The organism is Streptomyces sp. NPDC004732 (assembly GCF_040609235.1).
Lineage (GTDB): Bacteria > Actinomycetota > Actinomycetes > Streptomycetales > Streptomycetaceae > Streptomyces.
Genome location: NZ_JBEXJR010000004.1, coordinates 34515 through 53769, shown reverse-complemented (window position 1 = coordinate 53769; position 19255 = coordinate 34515). Strand labels below are relative to the sequence as shown.

Genomic DNA, 19255 nt, shown 5'->3' with positions numbered 1-19255 from the left:
CCCGTGTGACTGCCTTCACCGATGACCCGCACCTGTCCGAATCGCCCGGCCGCTCGGGCACCACCGCGACCGCCGAGGTCGAGCCGCGCGAAGTGGGCCGGGTCCACACGGAGTACGCGCCCGACCGCGACGGCGATCCCGACCCGGGGGAGATCGTCTGGACGTGGGTGCCCTACGAGGAGAACGACGGGCGCGGCAAGGACCGGCCGGTGCTCGTGGTCGCCCGCGAGGCTTCGGGGACGCTGCTCGCCGTGCAGTTGTCGAGCAAGCGGCACGACGGCGACCGGGACGGGGCCGCCGCTCGCGGGCGGGTGCCGATCGGGAGCGGGCCGTGGGACCGGGAGGGGCGAGATTCCTGGGTGCTCATCGACCGGGTGCTGCGGGTGCACGATGGCGGGATGCGGCGTGAGGCGTGCGCGCTCGACCGCATGCGGTTCAACCTGGTCGTACTCCGCCTCAGGGAGCGTTACGGCTGGCGCTGAGCTCGTCGTGCGCGGAGCCTGCGGCTCTCCCCGGTGACCTCGAAGCGCTTGCTGTCGCAGCGCGTGCCGATGGCGTGCATGCTATTGGAGTGCGTTCTCTCGAAGTCCGTACCCTCGAAGCGCTCCCGCGCCGGTCCGCGCAGCCGGGCGCTCATGTCCACACCCCCGTGTCGTTCATGAACGCATGGTGAGCCGCGTGCGTCGGGCGGCGCAACAGAAATTCCCGGTACGTGAACGGCCTGAGGGGCACTCTTGTGCGAACGCCCGCGAGGGTTTTGGGTGTGACGAGCAGCACCGGATGGAAGGATCCCCGCATGCCTGAGGGAGACTGTACGAAACACCGCACGACGCACCGCACAACGGCGCGCGACACGGTGTCTGAAGCCGAAGTGGAAGCGCTGGTCCGAGGCATCTGCTTCAAGACCGGCCCACCCCGCACCATCGGGGTCGAACTGGAATGGCTCGTCCATGAGCCAGGCCTGCCCCACCTGCCCGTACCCGCCGCCCGCCTCGAAGCGGCCTATGCCGCACTGCGGGCCCTGCCCCTGCACTCGTCCGTCACCGTCGAACCCGGCGGCCAGCTGGAGCTCAGCTCGCTGCCCGCCGCCTCGCTGACGGAGTGCATCTCGGCCATGCAGGCCGATCTCGGCGTCGTACGCGACGCATTGCACCCCCACCGCCTCACCCTCAGCGGGATCGGCGCCGACCCGTGGCGCCCGCCGTCACGGATCCTGCGCGAGCCCCGCTACGACGCGCTGGAGTCGTGCCTCGACCGCGGGGGTCCGGCCGGACGCCGCATGATGTGCTCGACGGCGTCCGTGCAGATCTGCCTCGACGCCGGTTACGAGGAGCCGGGCCCGCTCGGCTACGCGCGCCGCTGGCGCCTTGCGCACCTGCTCGGGCCCGTTCTGGTCGCCGCGTTCGCCAACTCACCGCTCCAGGACGGCCGTCCGACCGGCTGGCGCTCGACCCGGCAGGCCGTGTGGGCGGGCATCGAACCCGGCAGATCCGGCGCGCCGCCCCTGGACGGGGAGCCGCGCGAGACGTGGACCAGACATGCCCTGGACGCGCCGGTCATGTGCGTCAAGAGAGAGCCTGGCGAGGGCCCCTGGAGCGTTCCGGAGGGGATGAGCTTCCGGGCGTGGGCCCGCGCCGGGGCGTCGCGCAGACCCACCCAGGAGGACCTCGCCTACCACCTGACCACGCTGTTTCCGCCGGTGCGCCCGCGTGGCCACCTGGAACTGCGCATGGTCGACGCACAGCCCGGCGAGGACGGCTGGATCGTGCCGCTCGCCGTCACGAGCGCCCTGTTCGACGATCCGGAGGCGGCCGAGACCGCCTACCGCGCCGTGAAGCCGCTGGCCGAGCGGTACGGGCCGCCGGGATCGACCGCGGCGCCCCACAATCCGCTCTGGCTGGACGCGGCACGCCACGGCCTCGCCGACCCCGAACTGCGCGAGGCGGCCGCCACGTGCTTCGCCGCCGCCGTCGACGCGCTGCCCCGGCTCGGCGCCGACGCGTCCGTGCGGGACGCCGTGACGACGTACGCCGCCCAGTACGTGGCGCACGGCCGCTGCCCCGCCGACGACCTGCTGGAGGCGGTGCGCGACGACCCCGCACTCCACGACACACCTGGGAACACGCCTGGGAAGGATGTCCGCCGATGACCGGCTCCACCACCGACCCGGAAGCCACCGACCCGGAGGCCCTGCGGGCGCGCGCGCTGGCCGCGCTCCTCGCAGCCCGGGAGCGCACGACCCTCCTCACCTCCTGTGTGGAGGAGGCCGAACTGACCGCGCAGCACTCTCCGTTGATGTCGCCACTGGTCTGGGATCTCGCGCACATCGGCAACCAGGAGGAGCAGTGGCTGCTGCGCGCGGTCGCGGGGCGCGATGCGATGCGCCCCGAGATCGATCCGCTGTACGACGCCTTCGAGCATCCCCGCGCCGAGCGCCCGAGCCTGCCGCTGCTCGCGCCCGCCGAGGCCCGCGGTTACGCGGCCGAGGTGCGGGGCCGCGCGCTCGACGTGCTGGAGAAGACGCCGTTCCGCGGCACGCCGCTCACCGACGCGGGCTTCGCCTTCGGGATGATCGCGCAGCATGAGCAGCAGCACGACGAGACGATGCTGATCACGCACCAGCTGCGGTCGGGGCAGACCGCCCTCACCGCCCCGGACCCGCCGTCCGGCGAACCCTTCACGGGGCCCGCCGAAGTCCTGGTCCCCGGCGGTCCCTTCACGATGGGGACGTCCACGGAGCCGTGGGCCCTCGACAACGAACGCCCGGCGCACCACCGGCTCGTCCCGCCGTTCTTCATCGACACGACTCCGGTGACGAACGCCGCGTACCAGCGCTTCATCGAGGACGGCGGCTACGAGCGGATGCGCTGGTGGGACCCGGCAGGATGGGCGATGGTCCGCAGGAACAACCTGTGCGCGCCGCTGTTCTGGTGGCGCGAGGGCGGCCAGTGGCTGCGGCGGCGCTTCGGGACGGTCGAGCCGGTGCCCGCCGACGAGCCGGTGCTGCACGTCAGCTGGTACGAGGCCGACGCGTACGCGCGCTGGGCGGGCCGGCGCCTGCCGAGCGAGGAGGAGTGGGAGAAGGCCGCACGGTACGACCCGGTGACCGACCGGTCGACGCGCTATCCGTGGGGCGACGCGGACCCCACACCGGAGCGCGCCAACCTGGGCCAGCGGCATCTGCGTCCCGCGCCCGCGGGGAGCTATCCCGCGGGCGAGTCGCCGCTCGGTGTGCGGCAGTTGATCGGCGACGTGTGGGAGTGGACGTCCAGCGACTTCCTGCCCTACCCGGGCTTCGCCGCCTTCCCGTACCGCGAGTACTCGGACGTGTTCTTCGGCGGCGACTACAAGGTGCTGCGCGGCGGGGCGTTCTCCGTCGACGAGGTGGCCTGCCGCGGCACGTTCCGCAACTGGGACCACCCGGTGCGGCGGCAGATCTTCTCCGGGTTCCGCACGGCGCGGGACGCCGGACCCACCGAGACGCCTGCTCCGGGGACCGCCTGATGTGCCGTCATCTCGCCTTCCTGGGCCCGCCGGAGCCACTGGGAAGCCTCCTCGTGACGCCCGCGCACAGCCTGTTCCGCCAGTCGTGGGCGCCGCGGATGCAGCGCCACGGGACGGTCAACGCCGACGGCTTCGGGGTGGGCTGGTACGCCGAGGGTGACCCGGCGCCCGCCCGCTACCGCCGCGCAGGGCCGATCTGGGGCGACGCCTCGTTCGCCGATCTGGCGCGGGTCGTACGCTCCGGGGCAGTGCTCGGCGCGGTGCGCGACGCAACCCTTTCAGGGGCGGACGGCGAGGCCGCGGCGGCGCCCTTCGCCTCCGGGCCCTGGCTGTTCAGCCACAACGGGGCGATCTCCGGCTGGCCCCGCTCGCTCGCCCCGCTCGCGCACGGCCTGCCGCCCGCCGAGCTGCTCTCGATGGAGGCGCGCTGCGACTCCGCGCTGGTGTGGGCGCTCGTCCTGAACCGGCTGCGCCGCGGCGACGAGGAGGGGCAGGCCCTGGCGGACACCGTCCTGGAGGTCGCGGAGGCGGCGCCAGGGTCGCGCCTGAACCTCCTGCTCACCAACGGCGACACGATCGCCGCGACCGCCTGGGGCGACACCCTCTGGTATCTCGCGGTGCCCGGCCGCCGCACCGTCGTGGCCTCCGAGCCCTACGACGACGACCCGCACTGGCGCGAGGTGCCCGACCGCACCCTGCTCGCCGCCAGCCGCACCGACGTACTGCTGACCCCGCTCAAGGAGCCCCCCGCGTGAGCCCGTTCCTGCTGACCCGCACCCTGCCCGAGGACACCACGGGCGCCGCGCTGCGCGCCGACGTCCTGCACGGCCTCACCGCCACCCCGAAGACGCTGCCGCCCAAGTGGTTCTACGACGCGCGCGGCAGCGCCCTCTTCGAGGAGATCACCACCCTGCCCGAGTACTACCCCACCCGCGCCGAGCGCGAGATCCTCGTCGCCCGCGCCGACCGGATCGCCGAGGTCACGGGCGCCCGGACGCTGATCGAGCTGGGCTCGGGCTCCTCGGAGAAGACCCGCCACCTCATCGACGCCATGGCGTCCCTGCACACCTACGTCCCCGTGGACGTGAGCGAGAGCGCGCTGACCGGCGCCGCGAACACCCTGCTCGCGCAGCGGCCCTCGCTGAACGTGCACGCCCTGATCGCCGACTTCACCCGCGGCCTCGCGCTGCCCGGCACGCCGGGGCCGCGCCTGATCGCCTTCCTCGGCGGCACGATCGGCAATCTGCTGCCCGCCGAACGCGCCGCGTTCCTCTCCTCGGTGCACGACCTCCTTTCCCCCGGTGACGCGCTGCTCCTCGGCACGGACCTGGTCAAGGACGAGTCGGTCCTCGTCTCCGCGTACGACGACGGGACGGGCGTGACCGCCGCGTTCAACAAGAACGTCCTGGCGGTCATCAACCGCGAGCTGGGCGGCGACTTCGACCCGGACGCCTTCGAGCACGTGGCCGTCTGGGACCGCGAGCACGAGTGGATCGAGATGCGGCTGCGCTCCACGGCCGACCAGACCGTGAAGATCCCCGCGCTCGACCTGGCGGTCGACTTCGTCGCGGGCGAGGAGCTGCGCACGGAGATCTCGGCGAAGTTCAGGGAGGACGGCGTACGTGCCGAACTGGACGCCGCAGGACTGAAGCTGACGCACTGGTGGACGGACGAGAGGGGGCGCTTCGCGCTGTCGCTGAGCACGGTCGCGTAGCGCCCCGGCGCTACCGGGCGTCCGTCACAGCCCGCCGACGTCCAGTGCTCTGGTGATCCGGGCCGAGGCCTTGCGGGCCTCGGTCGCCGGGTCGCCGCCCGTCAGGACCTTCGTCATGTATCCCTTGATCGGGTTGTCCGCCTCGACCTCCGCCCAGCGGGGGGAGTTCGGGGTCGCCCGGCCGTTCGCCGCCCCGACGGCCATCGCCGCGGAGCCCTCCTCGTCGGCGACCGCCGGGGCCAGCTTCGCCTTGTTCGGGACGTAGTTCATGGTCCGCGCCAGGTCGGTCTGCCACTTCTTGCCCGCCAGCGCCTCGATCACCTCGACCGCGCCCTTGTGGTCGTTGCTGTGCTCGGGCACGACGAGGTCGGAGCCACCGGTGAAGACCGCGGCGGGCTTGCCCGCCTTCAGCCCCGGGATCGGGAAGTAGCCGAGTTTGCCCTTCAGCTCGGGGTTCTTCTCCTCGATGGCGCGGGCCGCGCCGGGCACCGCGACGATCTGTGCGACGTCGCCGCCGGCGAACACCCCGGCCTGCGAAGGATGCTCCTCGTCGGCGTCGCGCGGGCCCTCGCCGAGCGCCTGCAGCTGCTGGTAGAACTCCATGCCGCGCAGCGCCGCGGCCGTGTGCAGGCTGCCGCGCCAGTCGCCGGAGGACTCCTTGGTCTCCTTGGCCAGGTCGCCGCCCTCGTCCCAGATGAATCCCGCGAGGGTGTACCAGTCCTGGCCCGCGAGGTAGATGCCCTGCTTGCCCCCGGTGTTGAGCTTCTCCGTCGCCGTGATCCACTCCTCGCGGGTCCGCGGCGGGCTCTTGATGCCCGCCTGCGCGAAGAGGTCCTTGTTGTAGATGACGACGCGGTTGGCGGCGTACCAGGGGATGCCGTACTGCGCTCCGCGGTAGCGCCCCGGCTCGGCGAGGCCGGGCAGCCAGTCGTCCATGCCGAGGTCGCGTGCGGACTCCAGGGTCAGGTCGTACAGGCCGCCCTCGTCGACGTACTGCGCGACCTGAGTGTTGCCGACCTCGATGACGTCGGGACCGTCGCCGCCCTCCTCCTTGAGCGCCTTCTTCACCTTGGTGCCGATGCCGGTCCATTCCTGGACGCGGATGTCCAGGTCGATGCCGTCGTGCTCCTTCTCGAAGTCCGCCTTGAAGCGCTCGACGAAGGCGGGCGAAGCGCTGCCCTTCATGAGCCAGACCGTGACGGTCTTCGAGTCGTCACCGCCCGGCAGCATGCCGCACCCGGCGACCAGGACGGTGGAGGAGAGGGCGAGCGCCAGGGACACGGCGGCGCGGTGGTGCGGCTTCACGTGGGTCACTTTCTGCCTGCGGACAGGGGAAGGTCAGCCCGACGCGGGGGGTGAGCACGTGGCTCGTACGGGTTACTGGCTGGATTTTGGTCCGTACCAATGAGCTGGTCAAGGGGGTACGCCATCTCGCGCCACCGGGGCGGCTGGGGCACGGTGGAGTGACGGCACTTCTCGGCGCCGTGCGGCAGCACGCCGCACGGCCTCATCCGACGGCCCGGAGGAACATCCTCATGTCGAACCACACGTACCGCGTCACCGAGATCGTCGGCACCTCTCACGAGGGCGTCGACCAGGCGATCCGCAACGGCGTCGCACGGGCCTCGCAGACGCTCCGATCGCTCGACTGGTTCGAGGTCACGCAGGTGCGCGGCCACATCGAGGACGGCGAGATCCAGCACTACCAGGTCGGCCTGAAGGTGGGCTTCCGCCTGGAGGACGACACCGAGGTCTAGCCGCGGCGTGGGGTCGGCGGGCGCTCAGGTGCGGCCCTCGCGCTCCTGGGCGTCCTTCAGGGTCTCGGACGTGTTCGCCCAGGTCACCCGGACGACGGTGAAGCCCGCGCGTTCCGCCTCGGCACAGACCAGCTCGTCGTCGTCCACCAGCATGCGGATCGTCCGCTTGCGGGCGATGTCCTGGAGGATCTCCAGCTTGGTGCGGCGTGCGGGGCGCCGGTCGTCGTTGCGCCGCATCCAGATCCGTCCGCTCGGCAGTCCCTGGCGCGCCAGCCAGTCCACCGTGTCGGCGCGGCAGCGCTCGGGGCGGCCGGTGAGATAGACGACCTGGCACTCCTGCGCGCTCGCCAGGGCCAGCTCGACGCCGCGGGCCAGCGGCGGGTCCTGGGGGGCCGCGGCGAAGAACGCGTCCCAGTCCCGGGGCTTGCCCTCCAGGAAACGCTGCCGGTGCGCGGTGTCCGCGAGGGTGCCGTCCAGGTCGAACACGGCCAGGGGCCTGTCGTCCGCCGTCAGAGATCTGCTGTCTTCCGTCACGTCGACAGCGTAGAAGCGGCCGTACGGGATCCGCGAGGCGGCCCGGGAATCCTGGCGGCCCCCGTGCGTTGAACCCTGTGTGAGCTCAGTGATCGCGGCAACCCGGTTCTCCGTCCTCGACCGATCGCGCACCCGTGAGGGGCACGACGGTCCGTCGGCCCTGCGCGACACCGTGCGCCTGGCCCAGGACCTCGAAGCGCTCGGGTACCACCGCTTCTGGGTCTCCGAGCACCACGGCGTGCCCGGCGTCGCGGGCTCGGCGCCCACGGTCCTCGCATCGGCCGTCGCAGCGGCCACCCGCACCATCCGGGTCGGCACGGGCGGCGTCATGCTGCCGAACCATCAGTCGCTGGTCGTGGCCGAGCAGTTCGGGGTGCTCGAATCGCTCTTTCCCGGCCGGATCGACATGGGGCTCGGCCGCTCGGTCGGCTTCACCGACGGGGTGCGCAAGGCGCTGGGGCGCGACAAGCACGACGCCGAGGATTTCGCGGCCCAGCTCGGTGAACTGCTCGACTGGTTCCGCGGCACGTCCGGCACGGGGGTGCGGGCCCGGCCCGCCGAGGGCCTGACCGTCCCGCCGTACGTCCTGGCAGTGGGCGAGGGCGCGGCGATCGCCGCCGACGCGGGCCTGCCGCTGGTCATCGGGGACATCCGGGGCCGCGAGAAGATGCTGCGCGGCATCGAGCAGTACCGCGGCGCGTTCCGCCCCTCCCCCTGGCTGTCCGAGCCGTACGTCATGATTGCGGGCTCCATCGCGGTGGCGGAGAGCGAGGAGGCGGCCCGGCGGCTGCTCGTGCCGGAGGCCTGGTCGATGGCGTACTCCCGCACGCACGGCACGTTCCCGCCGCTGCCGCCTGCCGAGCGCGTGGAGTCCCTGGCCATGACGGAGAAGGAGCGCGGCTTCTACGAGTCGGGGCTGACCGGCCATGTGCACGGCACGGAGGAGCAGGTGGCCGACGAGCTGGAGCGGGTGATCAAGGAGAGCGGGGCACAGGAGGTGCTGGTCACGACCAGTTCGTACGACCGCGTCGGGCTCCTCGACTCCTTCCGGCGGCTGGCCCACGTGGCGGGGCTGACGGCCTGACGCCGTCGGGACGGACCTGGGCCCCGCCCGCGTCGCGTTCCGGGATCGGCCCGGATGCGGCGCGGACGGGCGCGGTGCCCCCGTGGCACGGGGGATGGTTCCAGCGGAAGCACCGCGGTCCCGGAGGCCCTTGCGGGTACCTCTCAGAAGGTCTTGCGACGTCGACGGGCAGGCGCGGGCGGCGGGGCGGAGGCGTGGGGCCTCAGGTGGTCGCCAACGCCTCGGTCGGGGGCAGCCGTGCCGCGCGTACGGCCGGATAGAAGCCGGCCAGGCCGCCGATGACGAGCGTGGCGCCGACACCGCCCGCCATCGCCCAGACCGGGACGACCGAGGGCCAGCCCTGGTAGGAGGCATAGCCTCCGGTGACGGCGATGCCGAGCAGGACGCCGCCGAGGCCGCCGAGTGCGGACAGGAGCAGTGCCTCGGCCAGGAACTGGGTGCGGATCTGGCCCCGGGTGGCGCCGAGCGAGCGGCGCAGGCCGATCTCGGAGCGGCGTTCCAGGACGGAGATGACCATGGTGTTCGCGACTCCGACGCCGCCCACGAGCAGGGCCACTCCGCCGAGGCCGAGCAGCAGTCCGCTGAGGGTGTCGTCGGTGGCCTCCTTGGCCGCCAGGGCGTCCGAGGGCCGGGAGACGTTGGCCTCGTTGGGGCTCTCGGGGTTGGTGGTGGCGCCGAGGACTTCCTGCACGTCGTTGACGGACGATTCGTCGGCCCGCGTGTAGATGGTGGTCGGCGAGCCGTCGAAGGCCAGTTCGCGCTCCGCCACGGACCAGCCCACCAGGGCCGACGAGTCCAGCGAGGGCACGAGTTCATTGGCGGCGAGCAGGCCGACGACGGTGAACCAGCGCCCGCCGATCCAGACCTTCACGTCCTCCCCCGCCTGGTGCACGCCGAGTTGCTCAGCGGCCTTGGGGCCGAGCACGACGGCCGGGTAGCGGCTGTTGGCCGCGTTCAGCCAGCGACCGTCGACGATCTTGGCGCCGACCGACTTCGGCAGGTCCGTCCGGGCCGCCGAAACGTTGAGGCCGCCGGTCTCCTGCACGGGCGTGTGGTCGCTGCGGTACACCTTGGCGTCGGTCTTGCCGAGGGCCGAGACCGACTCGACGTGGTCCATCGCCCCGATCATGTCGACCGATTCGGCGGGCAGATGGGCCTCGCCGCCGCTGAAGTTCTGGCCGGGCGTCACCGTCAGGAGGTTGGTGCCCAGCTCCTGCAGCCTGCGGTTGAGGTCCTCGGTGGAGGAGGTGGAGATGCCGACCACACCGACCATCGCGGCGATGCCGATGGCGATGCCGAGCGCCGAGAGGAACACCCGCATAGGGCGGGAGCGCAGCCCGGAGCCGCCGACCCGCAGCACGTCCGCCGGGTTCATCCGGGCGGGCCTGGGCCGCCGCGGGGGCTCGGGGGCCGTGGCGGGCTCCAGCTCCTTGATCGCGGTCATCGCACGGCCTCCTGGGGGGCGAGGGCGTCCCGGGAAACGAGGGCGCCCCGGGAATCGGGGAAGGAAGCGCTCCCGTCGGCGGCGACCGAGTCGTGCTCGATACGGCCGTCCTTGAGACGCACCTCGCGGGGCAGGTTCGCCGCGATGTCCCGGTCGTGGGTGATGACCACGACGGTCGTCCCGGCCTCGTGCAGCTCGTGGAGCAGTTCGATCACGACCGCTCCCGACCGCGAGTCCAGCGCGCCGGTCGGTTCGTCGGCGAGCAGCAGCGGCGGATCGCCGAGCACCGCGCGGGCGATGGCCACGCGCTGCTTCTCGCCGCCGGACAGCTGGTGCGGCTCGTGGTAGAGCCGGTGGCCGAGGCCGACCCGGCGCAGCGCCCGTTCGGCGAGGCGGCGGCGCTCGCCGCGCGGCCTGCCGCTGTAGAGCAGCCCGTCCGCCACGCTGTCCAGCGCCGGTACGCCGAACGCCAGGTGGAACTGCTGGAAGACGAAGCCGATGGTCTCGGCCCGCAGCGCGGACAGTTCACGGTCGGTCAGGTCGGCCACGTCGTGCCCGTCGATGCGGACCCGGCCTGCCGACGGGCGGTCCAGGGTGCCCATGATGTTGAGCATCGTGGACTTGCCGGACCCCGAGGGGCCGACGATGGCGAGGAGTTCACCGCGCCGGATGACGAGGTCGGCGCCGCGCAGGGCGACGACGTCCTGGTACGCCTTGGAGACGCCCGTCAGCTCGACCACGGGCCGGTCCGTGCTGGGGGCGGCGGGGAGCTCGGGGGTGGACGGGGTCACTTGGGGACCCCCACGACGGTGCCTTCCTTGATGCCCTTCCCGGACACCTCGACCTGGCTGTCCGCGAACATGCCGAGCTTGACCGGGCGGTACTCGGTGCCGTCCGCGGTGACGACCTCCACCGCGTAGCCTCCGCCGCGCTGGGCGACCAGGGCGCTCACCGGGACGACGAGGACGTCCTTGCGGGACTCGGCCTTCAGCGTGACCTGGACGGCGGCGGCCTGGTAGCGGCCGAGGCCCTTCTGGTCCTTCACCGTCAGCTCGAGGGGCAGGGTCGCCTTCTCGTCGGAGCCGGAGCCGGAGCCGGAGTCCCCGGAGCCCGAACTGTCCGCGGAGTCGCCGCTCTTGGAGGTGGAGGGCGTCCCGATGTCCGTCACTTCGGCCTTGACCGTGGTGTTGTCGGGGAGTTCGACGGTGACCTCGGTGCCCTTCTCGACCAGGTCCTCGAACTGCACGTCGAGGTCGACGGCGACGATCCGCTCGGTGCCGGTCCAGGAGAGGATGCTGCCGCTCGGTGCGGCGCCGGGCGAGGCCTTCACGTCCGCGACGCGCCGCGCGCCCGAGGCGACCACGGCGTCCCCGGCGTCCACGGTGCCGGTCTCCTTGCGGTTCAGGTCGTCCTGCCACTCCTTCACGGCCGCGGCGGTTGCGGAGTCGTACGTGTCGTCGACCGTGAACCCCTTGTAGCCGAGGGCGCGGAGGTTCTTCTCCAGCATCGTGACGTCGTCGCCCTCGCTGCCCGAAGCGAGGGTGCGGTACAGCGGGAACGAGCCGTACAGGAGCGGGATCCGCTGCTGGTCGACGCGGTAGACGGTGTCGCCGCGTTCGATGATCTTGCCTTCCTTGGGCACCCAGGTCACGATGCCGTCGCTCCCGGTCGCCCCGGAGGAGCCGGACTGACCGGACTGACCTGACTGGCCCGACTGACCGGACTGGCCGTTCTGCGCGGACTGTCCGTCGCCCGTGCCCGACGACGAGGCCGGTGCCTGCACGGTGGTCGCGTCGCCGTAGCCGAGGTTGCCGTCGACGGTCTCGGTGTTGGTCAGCGTCGTCCGTGCCACCTTCGCCGTGGCCGGCGGGCCCGAGGGAGCGGAGCCCGCCGAGTCACTGCCGTCGCCGCCGATGATGCCGGTGGCGGCGACGCCCGCCGCCGCGGTCACCGTGATCGCGGCGAGCGCGATGAGCGAGGTGCGCAGCGGGCGGCGCCTGCGGCTGGTGCCGGGCGGCGCCTCGTCCTCGTCCGGGTCCTCGGCCGATGCGGTGTCCGGTGTGGCGGCCTCCGGTGCCAGGGCGGTTTCGAGGTCGCGCGTCGCCGGTCCCGGGTCGGGGGACGGCTCCTCGGCCGTGTCGACGGCTCCGGCCCGCTTCGTCGACACCTCGCCGGAGCTGTGGCGTTCCAGCGCGCCGGACGGCTCACCGGCCACGGGCAGCGCTTCGGTCTCGTCGCGGCTGGTCACTGCGGGACGCCTCCCCCTTGACCGTTGTTCATCATCATGCCGCCGCCGGGGTACTTGCTCTGGCAGGCGCCCATGGCCTTGGTGAACTCCGCGCCGCCCGGGGTGATGCCGGTGCCGTTGATGTCGATCTTCATGTTGCTGCCCTCGATCTCCGGGTCGGGGAACTTGGGGAGCCCGTTCTTGCGCAGGCACTTCGCCCAGGCCGACACCTTCTCGGAGTCGAGGGCGGCGCCACCGCCCCCACCGCCGCCCAGGCCCTGCGGGGCCTTGTCCCGGCAGGCCTCCTCGGCCTTCTTGAACGACTGGGAGTTCGGATCGGCCCCTTCGCCGGGGGTGAGCCTGACGCCGCCCGTGTCCTGCTGCGGATCGGGGTAGTCGGGCGCGCCGTTCTCGCGCATGCACTTGGAGTACGCGAGGCCCTGGTCGAAGGGGCTGGTCGGGGACGCGGACGAATCCTTCCCCGGCGAGGCCGCGGAGGAGTCTCCCGAGCAGCCCGTGAGGAGGGTTCCGGTCACCAGGGCGGATGCGGCGAGGAGAGCGGGTGCAATGGCTCGCTTGCGTGCGAATGCTCGCTTGTGTGAGGTGAACATGGGTCCAACTTCTACGCGGCGGGCGGTCACACGGCGGACACAAAGCAGGGCGTCCGCACAGTGCCCTGAAGGGTGCGGGGATGCGCGCCGGGGCAGGCCGGAACGGCCGCCCACCCGAGGTGTGCGGCCGTTCCGGTTTCCCCGTGGGACACCCGGCCGGGGAAACCCGTCAGGTCTCGGCCCGCTCGGGGCTCCCCCGCGCCGGTGCCCCGCGCCACGCGGTGAGCCTGCGCCGCTCCTCCGGCGTGCAGTCGATGCGCTTCATGGCCGCCTTGAGCAGCGGCGGCGCCATGACGGAGGTGACCACGGCGACGAGCACAATGATCGTGTACGTCCTGGTGTCGAGGATGCCGAGCCGGAGCCCGACCATCGCGACGATCACTTCGATGACACCGCGCGCGTTCATGCCCGCGCCGAGCGCGAGCGCCTCCCAGCGGCTCAGTCTGCTGAGCCGCGCGCCGATGTAGGCGCCCGCGAACTTCCCGAGTACGGCGATCGCGAGCACGATGAGCGCGGCCCCGAGCACCGCGGGTTCGGTGAGCGCCCGCAGGTCGATGCGGAGCCCCGCGGTCGCGAAGAAGACGGGGGCGAGGACGGCGAGGACGACCATGCGCAGGGACACGGTGCGGGCCCGGTCGAACTCCCCGCTGGAGCCGATGAGCATGCCGCACAGGTACGCCCCGAAGACCGCCTCCAGGCCGAGGGACTGGGTGCCTGCCGCCGCGAGCAGGATCATCGCGGCGGCCGCGGAGACCGTCCGCTCGTCCGACCCCTTGCACAGCCGCAGGGCGACGCGCACGACCGGGCGGCCGATCAGCAGCGCGATCAGCAGGACCAGCAGGAGCGAACCGATGGCCTCGGCGAACACGCCCGCGGTCAGGCCGCCCACGGTCATCGCGGAGACCACGGAGAGCATGAGCCAGCCGAAGGTGTCGTCGATCATCCCCGCGGCCAGGGTCAGTTGGCCCACGTCACGGTGGATGAGGTTCATGTCCATCAGCGTCTTGGCGATGACGGGAATGGCACTGACGCACATGGCGACGCCCAGGAAGAGCGCGAACATCTGCCGGTCGGAGGCGCCGATGTCGAGCATGCGCGCCAGCGGATAGCCCAGGGCGACCCCGAGGGCCAGGGGCACGAGCAGCCCGGCGAGGCTGACGCGCAGGGCCGTGCCACCCCGGCGGCGGATCATCCGCAGGTCCATCTCGATGCCGGTGAGCCCGACGAGGAGGAGGACCGCGATCTGTCCGACCGCGTCGAGCAGGTGCACCTGGGCCGGGTCCGACGGCAGGAGCCAGGCCGCTGCGCCCGGTGCCACCCAGCCGAAAAGGGAAGGACCGAGGAGCACGCCCGCGCTCAACTCCCCCACGATGGCGGGGAGTCCGCACCGTGAGGCCAGCCTGCCGAGCATGATGGCGAGGAGCAGCAGCACGCCGACCTGCAGCAGGAAGAGGAGCAGGGGGTGTGCCGCGATCGGCGGCACGGGAGCGGCCGCCAGCACGTCGGCGGCCGTGGGCGGGCCTGCACTGTGCACGGAGGTCACCTGCCTCGTTCGGAGAGGGCCCCGCGCACACCGACGCCCCGTGCGCCGACCGCACCTTCACCCACCACGGCGGGCACACCCGGGGCGAGTTCCCCGTACCGCCGGAAGCCGTAGAGCAGGGCGCTCCCGTGGCGGTAGCGCTCGACGGACCGCACCGCTCCGACGACGATCACATGGTCGCCGGAGGGGTGGGTGCGCTCCACGGTGCACTCGGCGACGGCGTGCGCGGCCTCGACGAGCGCGGGGCTGCGCGTGCGGCCGAACGGCCGCCAGGCGACGCGCTCCCACCGGTCGGGCGCCCCCGATGCGAAGAGCGCCGCGACCCAGTCGGCCCCGCCGTGCAGCAGGTTGACCGCGAATGCGCCGCTGTCGGTCACCGCGCCGAGCGTCGGGCTGCCGCTGCGCAGACACGTCAGGAGCGTCGGCGGGTTCACGCTGAGGCTGCACAGCGATGAGCACGTCATCCCCCGGGGCTCCGCGTTGCCGCCCCGGGCCGTCACGACCGACACACCGGTCGGGAAAGACGCCATCATGTCGCGGAACTCGATGTCCATGTGCCTCGGTCACACCCCGTCGCGCATGCGTTTGAAGTAGGCGTTCTGCGTCGGCAGCGTGCGGACCAGCGACCGCGCCTTGTCCTTGATCGCCTGGAACTCGGCGAGCGCGGCCTTCTCGTCGACGAGGTCGAGGGCGGGCGACGGCTTGACGGGGATGCCGCCGGTGCCGAGCAGGATGCAGTTGTACGAGTAGGGAGGCAGGCCGTGGTAGCGGGGATAGACCGTGCCGGTGTCGGGGACCTTGCTCTCCCACAGCTCCAGGCGCTCGGCGAGCGCGTCGGGCACGGCGCGGGTCTTGGTGTCCCGCCAGTACTGGTTGTCCGCCCGCTTCGCGCCGCGGTAGTGCAGAACGAGGAATTCCCGTACGCCGTCCATCACGTTCATCACCGCGCTGTTGTACTGCTCGCGCAGGGGCAGGTCCCAGTCGGCCGCCGGGTAGTACTTGACCAGCTGCTCGATCGCGTAGTGGATGAAGAAGATCCCGGTCGACTCCAGCGGCTCGACGAAGCCGCTGGACAGGCCGATGGCCACGCAGTTGTTGACCCAGGAGCGGCGGCTGCGGCCGATCCGCATCCGGATGTGGTTGGCGGGCACGTCGGCCGCGGCGGGGCCGACGAACTCGCGCAGGGTGCGCTCGGCCTCCTCGGGGTCCATGTAGTCGCGTGCGTAGACGTAGCCGGTGCCGATCCTGCTGACCAGCGGGATGGTCCAGATCCATCCGGCGTCCTGGGCGGTGGCCGTCGTGCAGGGGCGGATCGGATCCTTGTCCATGTCCATGGGGACCTGCAGGGCGACCGCGCTGTCGTTGGGCAGGGTGTCCTGGTACGACACGAACGGTTCCTCGAGCGCCTTGTTGAGGAGCAGTCCGCGAAAGCCCGTGCAGTCGACGAAGAGGTCGCCGTCCAGGTCCCCGTGCTCGGCGGTCCGCACGTGCGAGAGCCAGCCGCGCTCGTCGAGGCCGACGTCCACGACGTTGTCGACGACGTGCCGCACCCCGCGCTGTGTGGCGTACTTCGTCAGGTACTTGGCCAGCAGGTGCGCCTCGAAGTGGTAGGCGTAAGGGAACTGCGCGCCCTGGTACTCGGCGATCGTGTTCGGCGCCGCCTCCCCTTCGACGAAGTCCTGTTCCAGGAGCCGGTTGTCGAGGTAGCGGGGGCAGCGGTTGCCGTCGATCAGTGAGGCCATCACGAAGCAGTCCACGTCGAACCGGTCGCTGGTGGGATAGCGCAGCCACCAGTCGGTCAGCGGGAAGCCCTTGACCGACCTCAGCTGTTCGAAGGGGTGGTAGAAGTGGTGCCCGGGCTCGCGCCAGTTCTCGAAGCGGACCGCGAGTTTGTACGTGGCGTTGCAGGCGGGCATCCAGTCCCGCTCGGCCAGGCCAAGGAACTCGAAGAAGTGCCTGATGTCGCTGAACGTGGCCTCGCCGACCCCGATGGTCCCGACGTCCGCCGACTCCACGAGCGTGATGTTGATCCGGTCGCCGAAGGCCGCCGTCAGATACGCGGCGGTCATCCAGCCGGCCGTGCCGCCGCCGACGATGACGACGTCGCGTACGGGAGCATGCGTCATTTCCCCACCCCACATTGATGATTGAGCACCGATCGTGATGATTGAGCGCGCCGACGCACCGGCGGCGGTCTACCGGCCGCTTGCGTCCTGGCCGCTCAGCGTGATCGCGCCGGACGGGCATCTGGCGGCCGCGCCGCGCACCGCCGCGGCCGAACCGGCCCCGGGCCGCGCCGATTTGAGCAGTACTTTCCCGTCGTCCTCCGACTGGTCGAACACGGCGGGCACGTAACTCATGCACAGGCCGGAGCCCGCACACCTGCCGCGGTCGACTTGTACCTCCATCTCTCTGCCCTCTCCCTTCTCCTCGCTGGCCGGGCTCCCCGGTCTCACCAGGTGACCGGCAGCCGTTCCACCCCGTAGGCGGTCGAGCGGATACGGAACTCCACGTCCCGGGCGGGCACCGCGAGGCGCAGCCCGGGCAGGCGCCGCAGCAGCGCCGTGTACGCGATGCGCAGCTCCATCCGGGCCAGCGCCGCGCCGATGCAGTGGTGGATGCCGTGCCCGAAGGCGACGTGCGGCACGGGTTCCCTGGTCAGGTCGAGCCGGTCGGGCTCCGCGGTCAGTGCCGGGTCGCGGTTGGCCAGCGGGATCGAGCAGACGACGGTGTCCCCCGCCCTGATCAGCCTGCCGCCGAGCGTGATGTCCTCGACGGCGGTCCGGGGCGTGGGGGCGTGCGGCACCGACAGGTAGCGGAGCAGCTCCTCGACGGCACGGTCCAGGGCCGCGGGATCGTCGCGTACCAGGGCGAGTTGGTCGGGGTTCTCCAGGAGGGCGAGGGCGCCGAGGCCCAGCATCCCGGAGATGTTGTCGAGGCCCGCGAGCATCAGCAGGATGCAGATGCCCCGCAGCTCCTTGTCGGTGAACTCGGATCCGTGGTCGCGCACCAGCATGCCGAGGAAGCCGTCGTCGGGGTTCTTGCGCTGCCGGGCCACCAGTGCGGCGAGGTAGCGGGTGAACGAGGACCCTGCGGCCGTGCGCTCCTGGCGGTCGCGCCCCGTGGCCAGGTGCGCGTGGCAGCGGCGCAGGAAGTCGTCGCGGTCGTCGCGGGGCACGCCGATGAGCTCGCACAGCACCGGGCCCGGGATCGCCGACGCGAACAGCTCGGCCAGGTCGGCGGGTTGTCCGGCCCGTTCCATGGCGTCGAGGCGCTCGGCGACGATGGCCTCGATGCGCGGCTGGAGTCTGCGCATCCGCCGCACGGTGAACTCCGGCGTCAGCATCTTCCGCAGCCGGGTGTGCTCGGGCGGGTCGTAGTCCATCAGGAGCCCGACCCCTTCGTCGGGCCGCGGGCCGTCCCCGTCGGCCGCCTCCCGCGAGCCGAAGCGGCGGCGGGTGGAGAACCGGACGTGGTCGCCGAGGACCCGGCGCACTTCGTCGTGGCCGGTGACCAGCCACAGGGGCTCGCCGCCCGCGCCAGGCGCCAGGCTGACGCGGGTGACGGGCCCGTCGGCGGCGAGGTGGCGCAGGTCGTCGGCGGGGTCGAAGTGCGTGCGGCGGGTGTGCAGCGGCACCGGTGCGGTCTCGTGCGGCATGTCGCCCCCCTACCAGGCCACCGGCAGCGTCTCCACGGCCTTGGACGTGAAACGGAGTGCATCGCGCGGCGCGGCGAGCCGCACCTCGGGAAACCTGCGCAGCAGCTCCGCTATCGCGATACGCAGTTCCATCCTGGTCAGCGGTGCGCCGAGGCAGTAGTGGATGCCGTGCCCGAACGCCATGTGCCTGCTGTTGTCGCGGGTGATGTCGATGGGCTCCGTGGGCTCCCCCGGCGAGTGGGTGTTGTTGGCGCCGAGCAGGGAACAGGCCACGGGCTCCCCCGCCTTGACCACCTTGCCCGCGAGGCTGACGTCCTCCCGGGCGGTGCGGGGCGAGGCGTGCGAGATGATCGAGACGCTCCTGATCAGCTCCTCCACCGCGTGGTCGATGAGTTCCGGGCGCTCCTTGAGCAGGGCGAGCTGGTCCGGGTGCTCCAGCAGGGCGAGGATGCCGAGCCCCAGCGTTCCGCCCACGTTCTGGATGAAGGAGGCGAGGAGCGTCGCGGCGGTCCCCGTCAGTTCCGCGGGGGTGAGGTCGGCGCCGTGCCGCTGGATGAGGCGGCCGAGCAGGTCCTCGCCGGGGTTGCGGCGCTTCTGTGCCGTGAACTTGCTGAGGTAGACCAGGTAGGAGTTGCCTGCCGCGTCCCGCTGGTCCCTGTCGGGGTTGTCGACGCGGTTGGTGTCGAGGTGGCGGGCCAGCTCGGCCTGGTCGTCACGGGGTATGCCGAGCAGCGCGCAGCCGATCAGGCTGGTGGTGGGCCACACGAAGTGCGGCACGAGGTCGATCGGCTGCCCGGCGCCCTCCATGGCGTCCAGACGCTCGGTCACGATGCCCTCGACGAGGGGTTCCAGGGTGCGCACCCGCCGCAGGGTGAACTCGCCCGTGAGCATCTTCCGCAGCCGGGTGTGCTCGGGCGGGTCGTAGTGCAGCAGGTTGCCGGGCTGCACGAGGCGCCGGGAGTCCTCGATGTTGTCCGCGGGCGGCAGTGTGGTGAACCGGTCCGTGTCGCCGAGGATCGCCCGCACCTCGTCGTATCCGGTGGCGAGCCAGGCACGGTCCAGCGTCCCGGGAGGGGTGGTCTCGACGAGCGGCGACTGCTCGGTTTCGTCCAGTGGCTTGGGCATTCTCGGAATCCTTTCGCGCTATGTCACGAGTCTGAATTTGGCTCGGCACACCCG

At 72.0% G+C, this 19255-nt stretch carries 19 protein-coding genes; 7 read left to right on the top strand and 12 right to left on the bottom strand.

Annotated features, from left to right (window positions below; translation table 11 throughout):
* Positions 1-5 precede the first annotated feature (5 nt).
* The 5 genes from ABZV77_RS12620 to egtD all read left to right on the top strand — a co-directional run bounded on the left by ABZV77_RS12620 (position 6) and on the right by egtD (position 5218).
* On the top strand, positions 6-482 hold the full coding sequence (locus ABZV77_RS12620) for a type II toxin-antitoxin system PemK/MazF family toxin (protein ID WP_356254422.1): 477 nt from the start codon (positions 6-8) through the stop codon (positions 480-482).
* A 314-nt stretch (positions 483-796) separates the two neighbouring features.
* Positions 797-2149, top strand: coding sequence for an ergothioneine biosynthesis glutamate--cysteine ligase EgtA (egtA, locus tag ABZV77_RS12615; RefSeq protein ID WP_356254419.1), 1353 nt, complete (start codon positions 797-799; stop codon positions 2147-2149).
* The gene (gene egtB, locus ABZV77_RS12610) at positions 2146-3504 is read left to right on the top strand and encodes an ergothioneine biosynthesis protein EgtB (RefSeq protein WP_356254416.1); all 1359 of its coding nucleotides are present in this window, start codon (positions 2146-2148) and stop codon (positions 3502-3504) included. Before egtA ends, egtB begins: the two co-directional genes overlap by 4 nt.
* The gene (gene egtC, locus ABZV77_RS12605; RefSeq protein WP_356254413.1) at positions 3504-4259 is read left to right on the top strand and encodes an ergothioneine biosynthesis protein EgtC; all 756 of its coding nucleotides are present in this window, start codon (positions 3504-3506) and stop codon (positions 4257-4259) included. The genes egtB and egtC overlap by 1 nt, the downstream gene beginning before the upstream one ends.
* Positions 4256-5218 (top strand): L-histidine N(alpha)-methyltransferase, encoded by a 963-nt coding sequence (egtD, locus tag ABZV77_RS12600; protein WP_356254410.1) that lies wholly within the window; start codon positions 4256-4258, stop codon positions 5216-5218. Before egtC ends, egtD begins: the two co-directional genes overlap by 4 nt.
* Before the next feature lie 24 nt (positions 5219-5242).
* Here the strand turns inward: egtD and ABZV77_RS12595 are convergent, their stop codons facing one another.
* A complete protein-coding gene (locus tag ABZV77_RS12595) occupies positions 5243-6448 on the bottom strand; it encodes an extracellular solute-binding protein (RefSeq protein ID WP_356256013.1) in 1206 nt (401 codons plus the stop codon).
* Positions 6449-6753: 305 nt separating this feature from the next.
* Between ABZV77_RS12595 and ABZV77_RS12590 the strand changes: the two genes are divergently transcribed.
* Entirely contained in the window at positions 6754-6975 is a 222-nt protein-coding gene (locus ABZV77_RS12590; RefSeq protein WP_356254407.1) for a dodecin, read from the top strand.
* A gap of 24 nt (positions 6976-6999) precedes the next feature.
* On the opposite strand, the gene ABZV77_RS12585 is transcribed toward ABZV77_RS12590, so the two are convergent.
* The gene (locus tag ABZV77_RS12585; RefSeq protein ID WP_356254404.1) at positions 7000-7509 is read right to left on the bottom strand and encodes an HAD family acid phosphatase; all 510 of its coding nucleotides are present in this window, start codon (positions 7507-7509) and stop codon (positions 7000-7002) included.
* Between the two features lie 79 nt (positions 7510-7588).
* Between ABZV77_RS12585 and ABZV77_RS12580 the strand changes: the two genes are divergently transcribed.
* Positions 7589-8593, top strand: a complete 1005-nt coding sequence (locus ABZV77_RS12580) for an LLM class flavin-dependent oxidoreductase (RefSeq protein WP_356254400.1) — start codon at positions 7589-7591, stop codon at positions 8591-8593.
* Positions 8594-8795: 202 nt separating this feature from the next.
* Here ABZV77_RS12580 and ABZV77_RS12575 read toward each other — a convergent pair whose 3' ends face one another.
* The 10 genes from ABZV77_RS12575 to ABZV77_RS12530 form a co-directional block, all read right to left on the bottom strand.
* Positions 8796-10037: an ABC transporter permease gene (locus ABZV77_RS12575; protein ID WP_356254397.1), complete on the bottom strand. Its 1242-nt coding sequence runs from the start codon at positions 10035-10037 to the stop codon at positions 8796-8798.
* Entirely contained in the window at positions 10034-10828 is a 795-nt protein-coding gene (locus ABZV77_RS12570; RefSeq protein ID WP_356254394.1) for an ABC transporter ATP-binding protein, read from the bottom strand. Before ABZV77_RS12570 ends, ABZV77_RS12575 begins: the two co-directional genes overlap by 4 nt.
* Complete coding sequence (locus ABZV77_RS12565) at positions 10825-12285, bottom strand: peptidoglycan-binding protein (protein WP_356254391.1); 1461 nt, start codon at positions 12283-12285, stop codon at positions 10825-10827. Before ABZV77_RS12565 ends, ABZV77_RS12570 begins: the two co-directional genes overlap by 4 nt.
* Positions 12282-12875 carry a hypothetical protein gene (locus ABZV77_RS12560; RefSeq protein ID WP_356254388.1) on the bottom strand — a complete coding sequence of 198 codons (594 nt, stop codon included), beginning with the start codon at positions 12873-12875 and terminating at the stop codon, positions 12282-12284. Before ABZV77_RS12560 ends, ABZV77_RS12565 begins: the two co-directional genes overlap by 4 nt.
* 169 nt (positions 12876-13044) lie before the next feature.
* Positions 13045-14409, bottom strand: a complete 1365-nt coding sequence (locus tag ABZV77_RS12555) for a cation:proton antiporter (protein ID WP_356254385.1) — start codon at positions 14407-14409, stop codon at positions 13045-13047.
* A gap of 5 nt (positions 14410-14414) precedes the next feature.
* Complete coding sequence (locus tag ABZV77_RS12550; RefSeq protein ID WP_356254382.1) at positions 14415-14972, bottom strand: flavin reductase family protein; 558 nt, start codon at positions 14970-14972, stop codon at positions 14415-14417.
* A gap of 9 nt (positions 14973-14981) precedes the next feature.
* Entirely contained in the window at positions 14982-16544 is a 1563-nt protein-coding gene (locus ABZV77_RS12545; protein ID WP_356254379.1) for a tryptophan halogenase family protein, read from the bottom strand.
* 69 nt (positions 16545-16613) lie between these two features.
* Positions 16614-16826: a ferredoxin gene (locus ABZV77_RS12540; protein ID WP_356254377.1), complete on the bottom strand. Its 213-nt coding sequence runs from the start codon at positions 16824-16826 to the stop codon at positions 16614-16616.
* 44 nt (positions 16827-16870) lie between these two features.
* Complete coding sequence (locus ABZV77_RS12535) at positions 16871-18076, bottom strand: cytochrome P450 (RefSeq protein WP_356254374.1); 1206 nt, start codon at positions 18074-18076, stop codon at positions 16871-16873.
* Positions 18077-18085: 9 nt separating this feature from the next.
* Positions 18086-19201 carry a cytochrome P450 gene (locus ABZV77_RS12530; RefSeq protein ID WP_356254371.1) on the bottom strand — a complete coding sequence of 372 codons (1116 nt, stop codon included), beginning with the start codon at positions 19199-19201 and terminating at the stop codon, positions 18086-18088.
* Between the last annotated feature and the right edge of the window lie 54 nt (positions 19202-19255).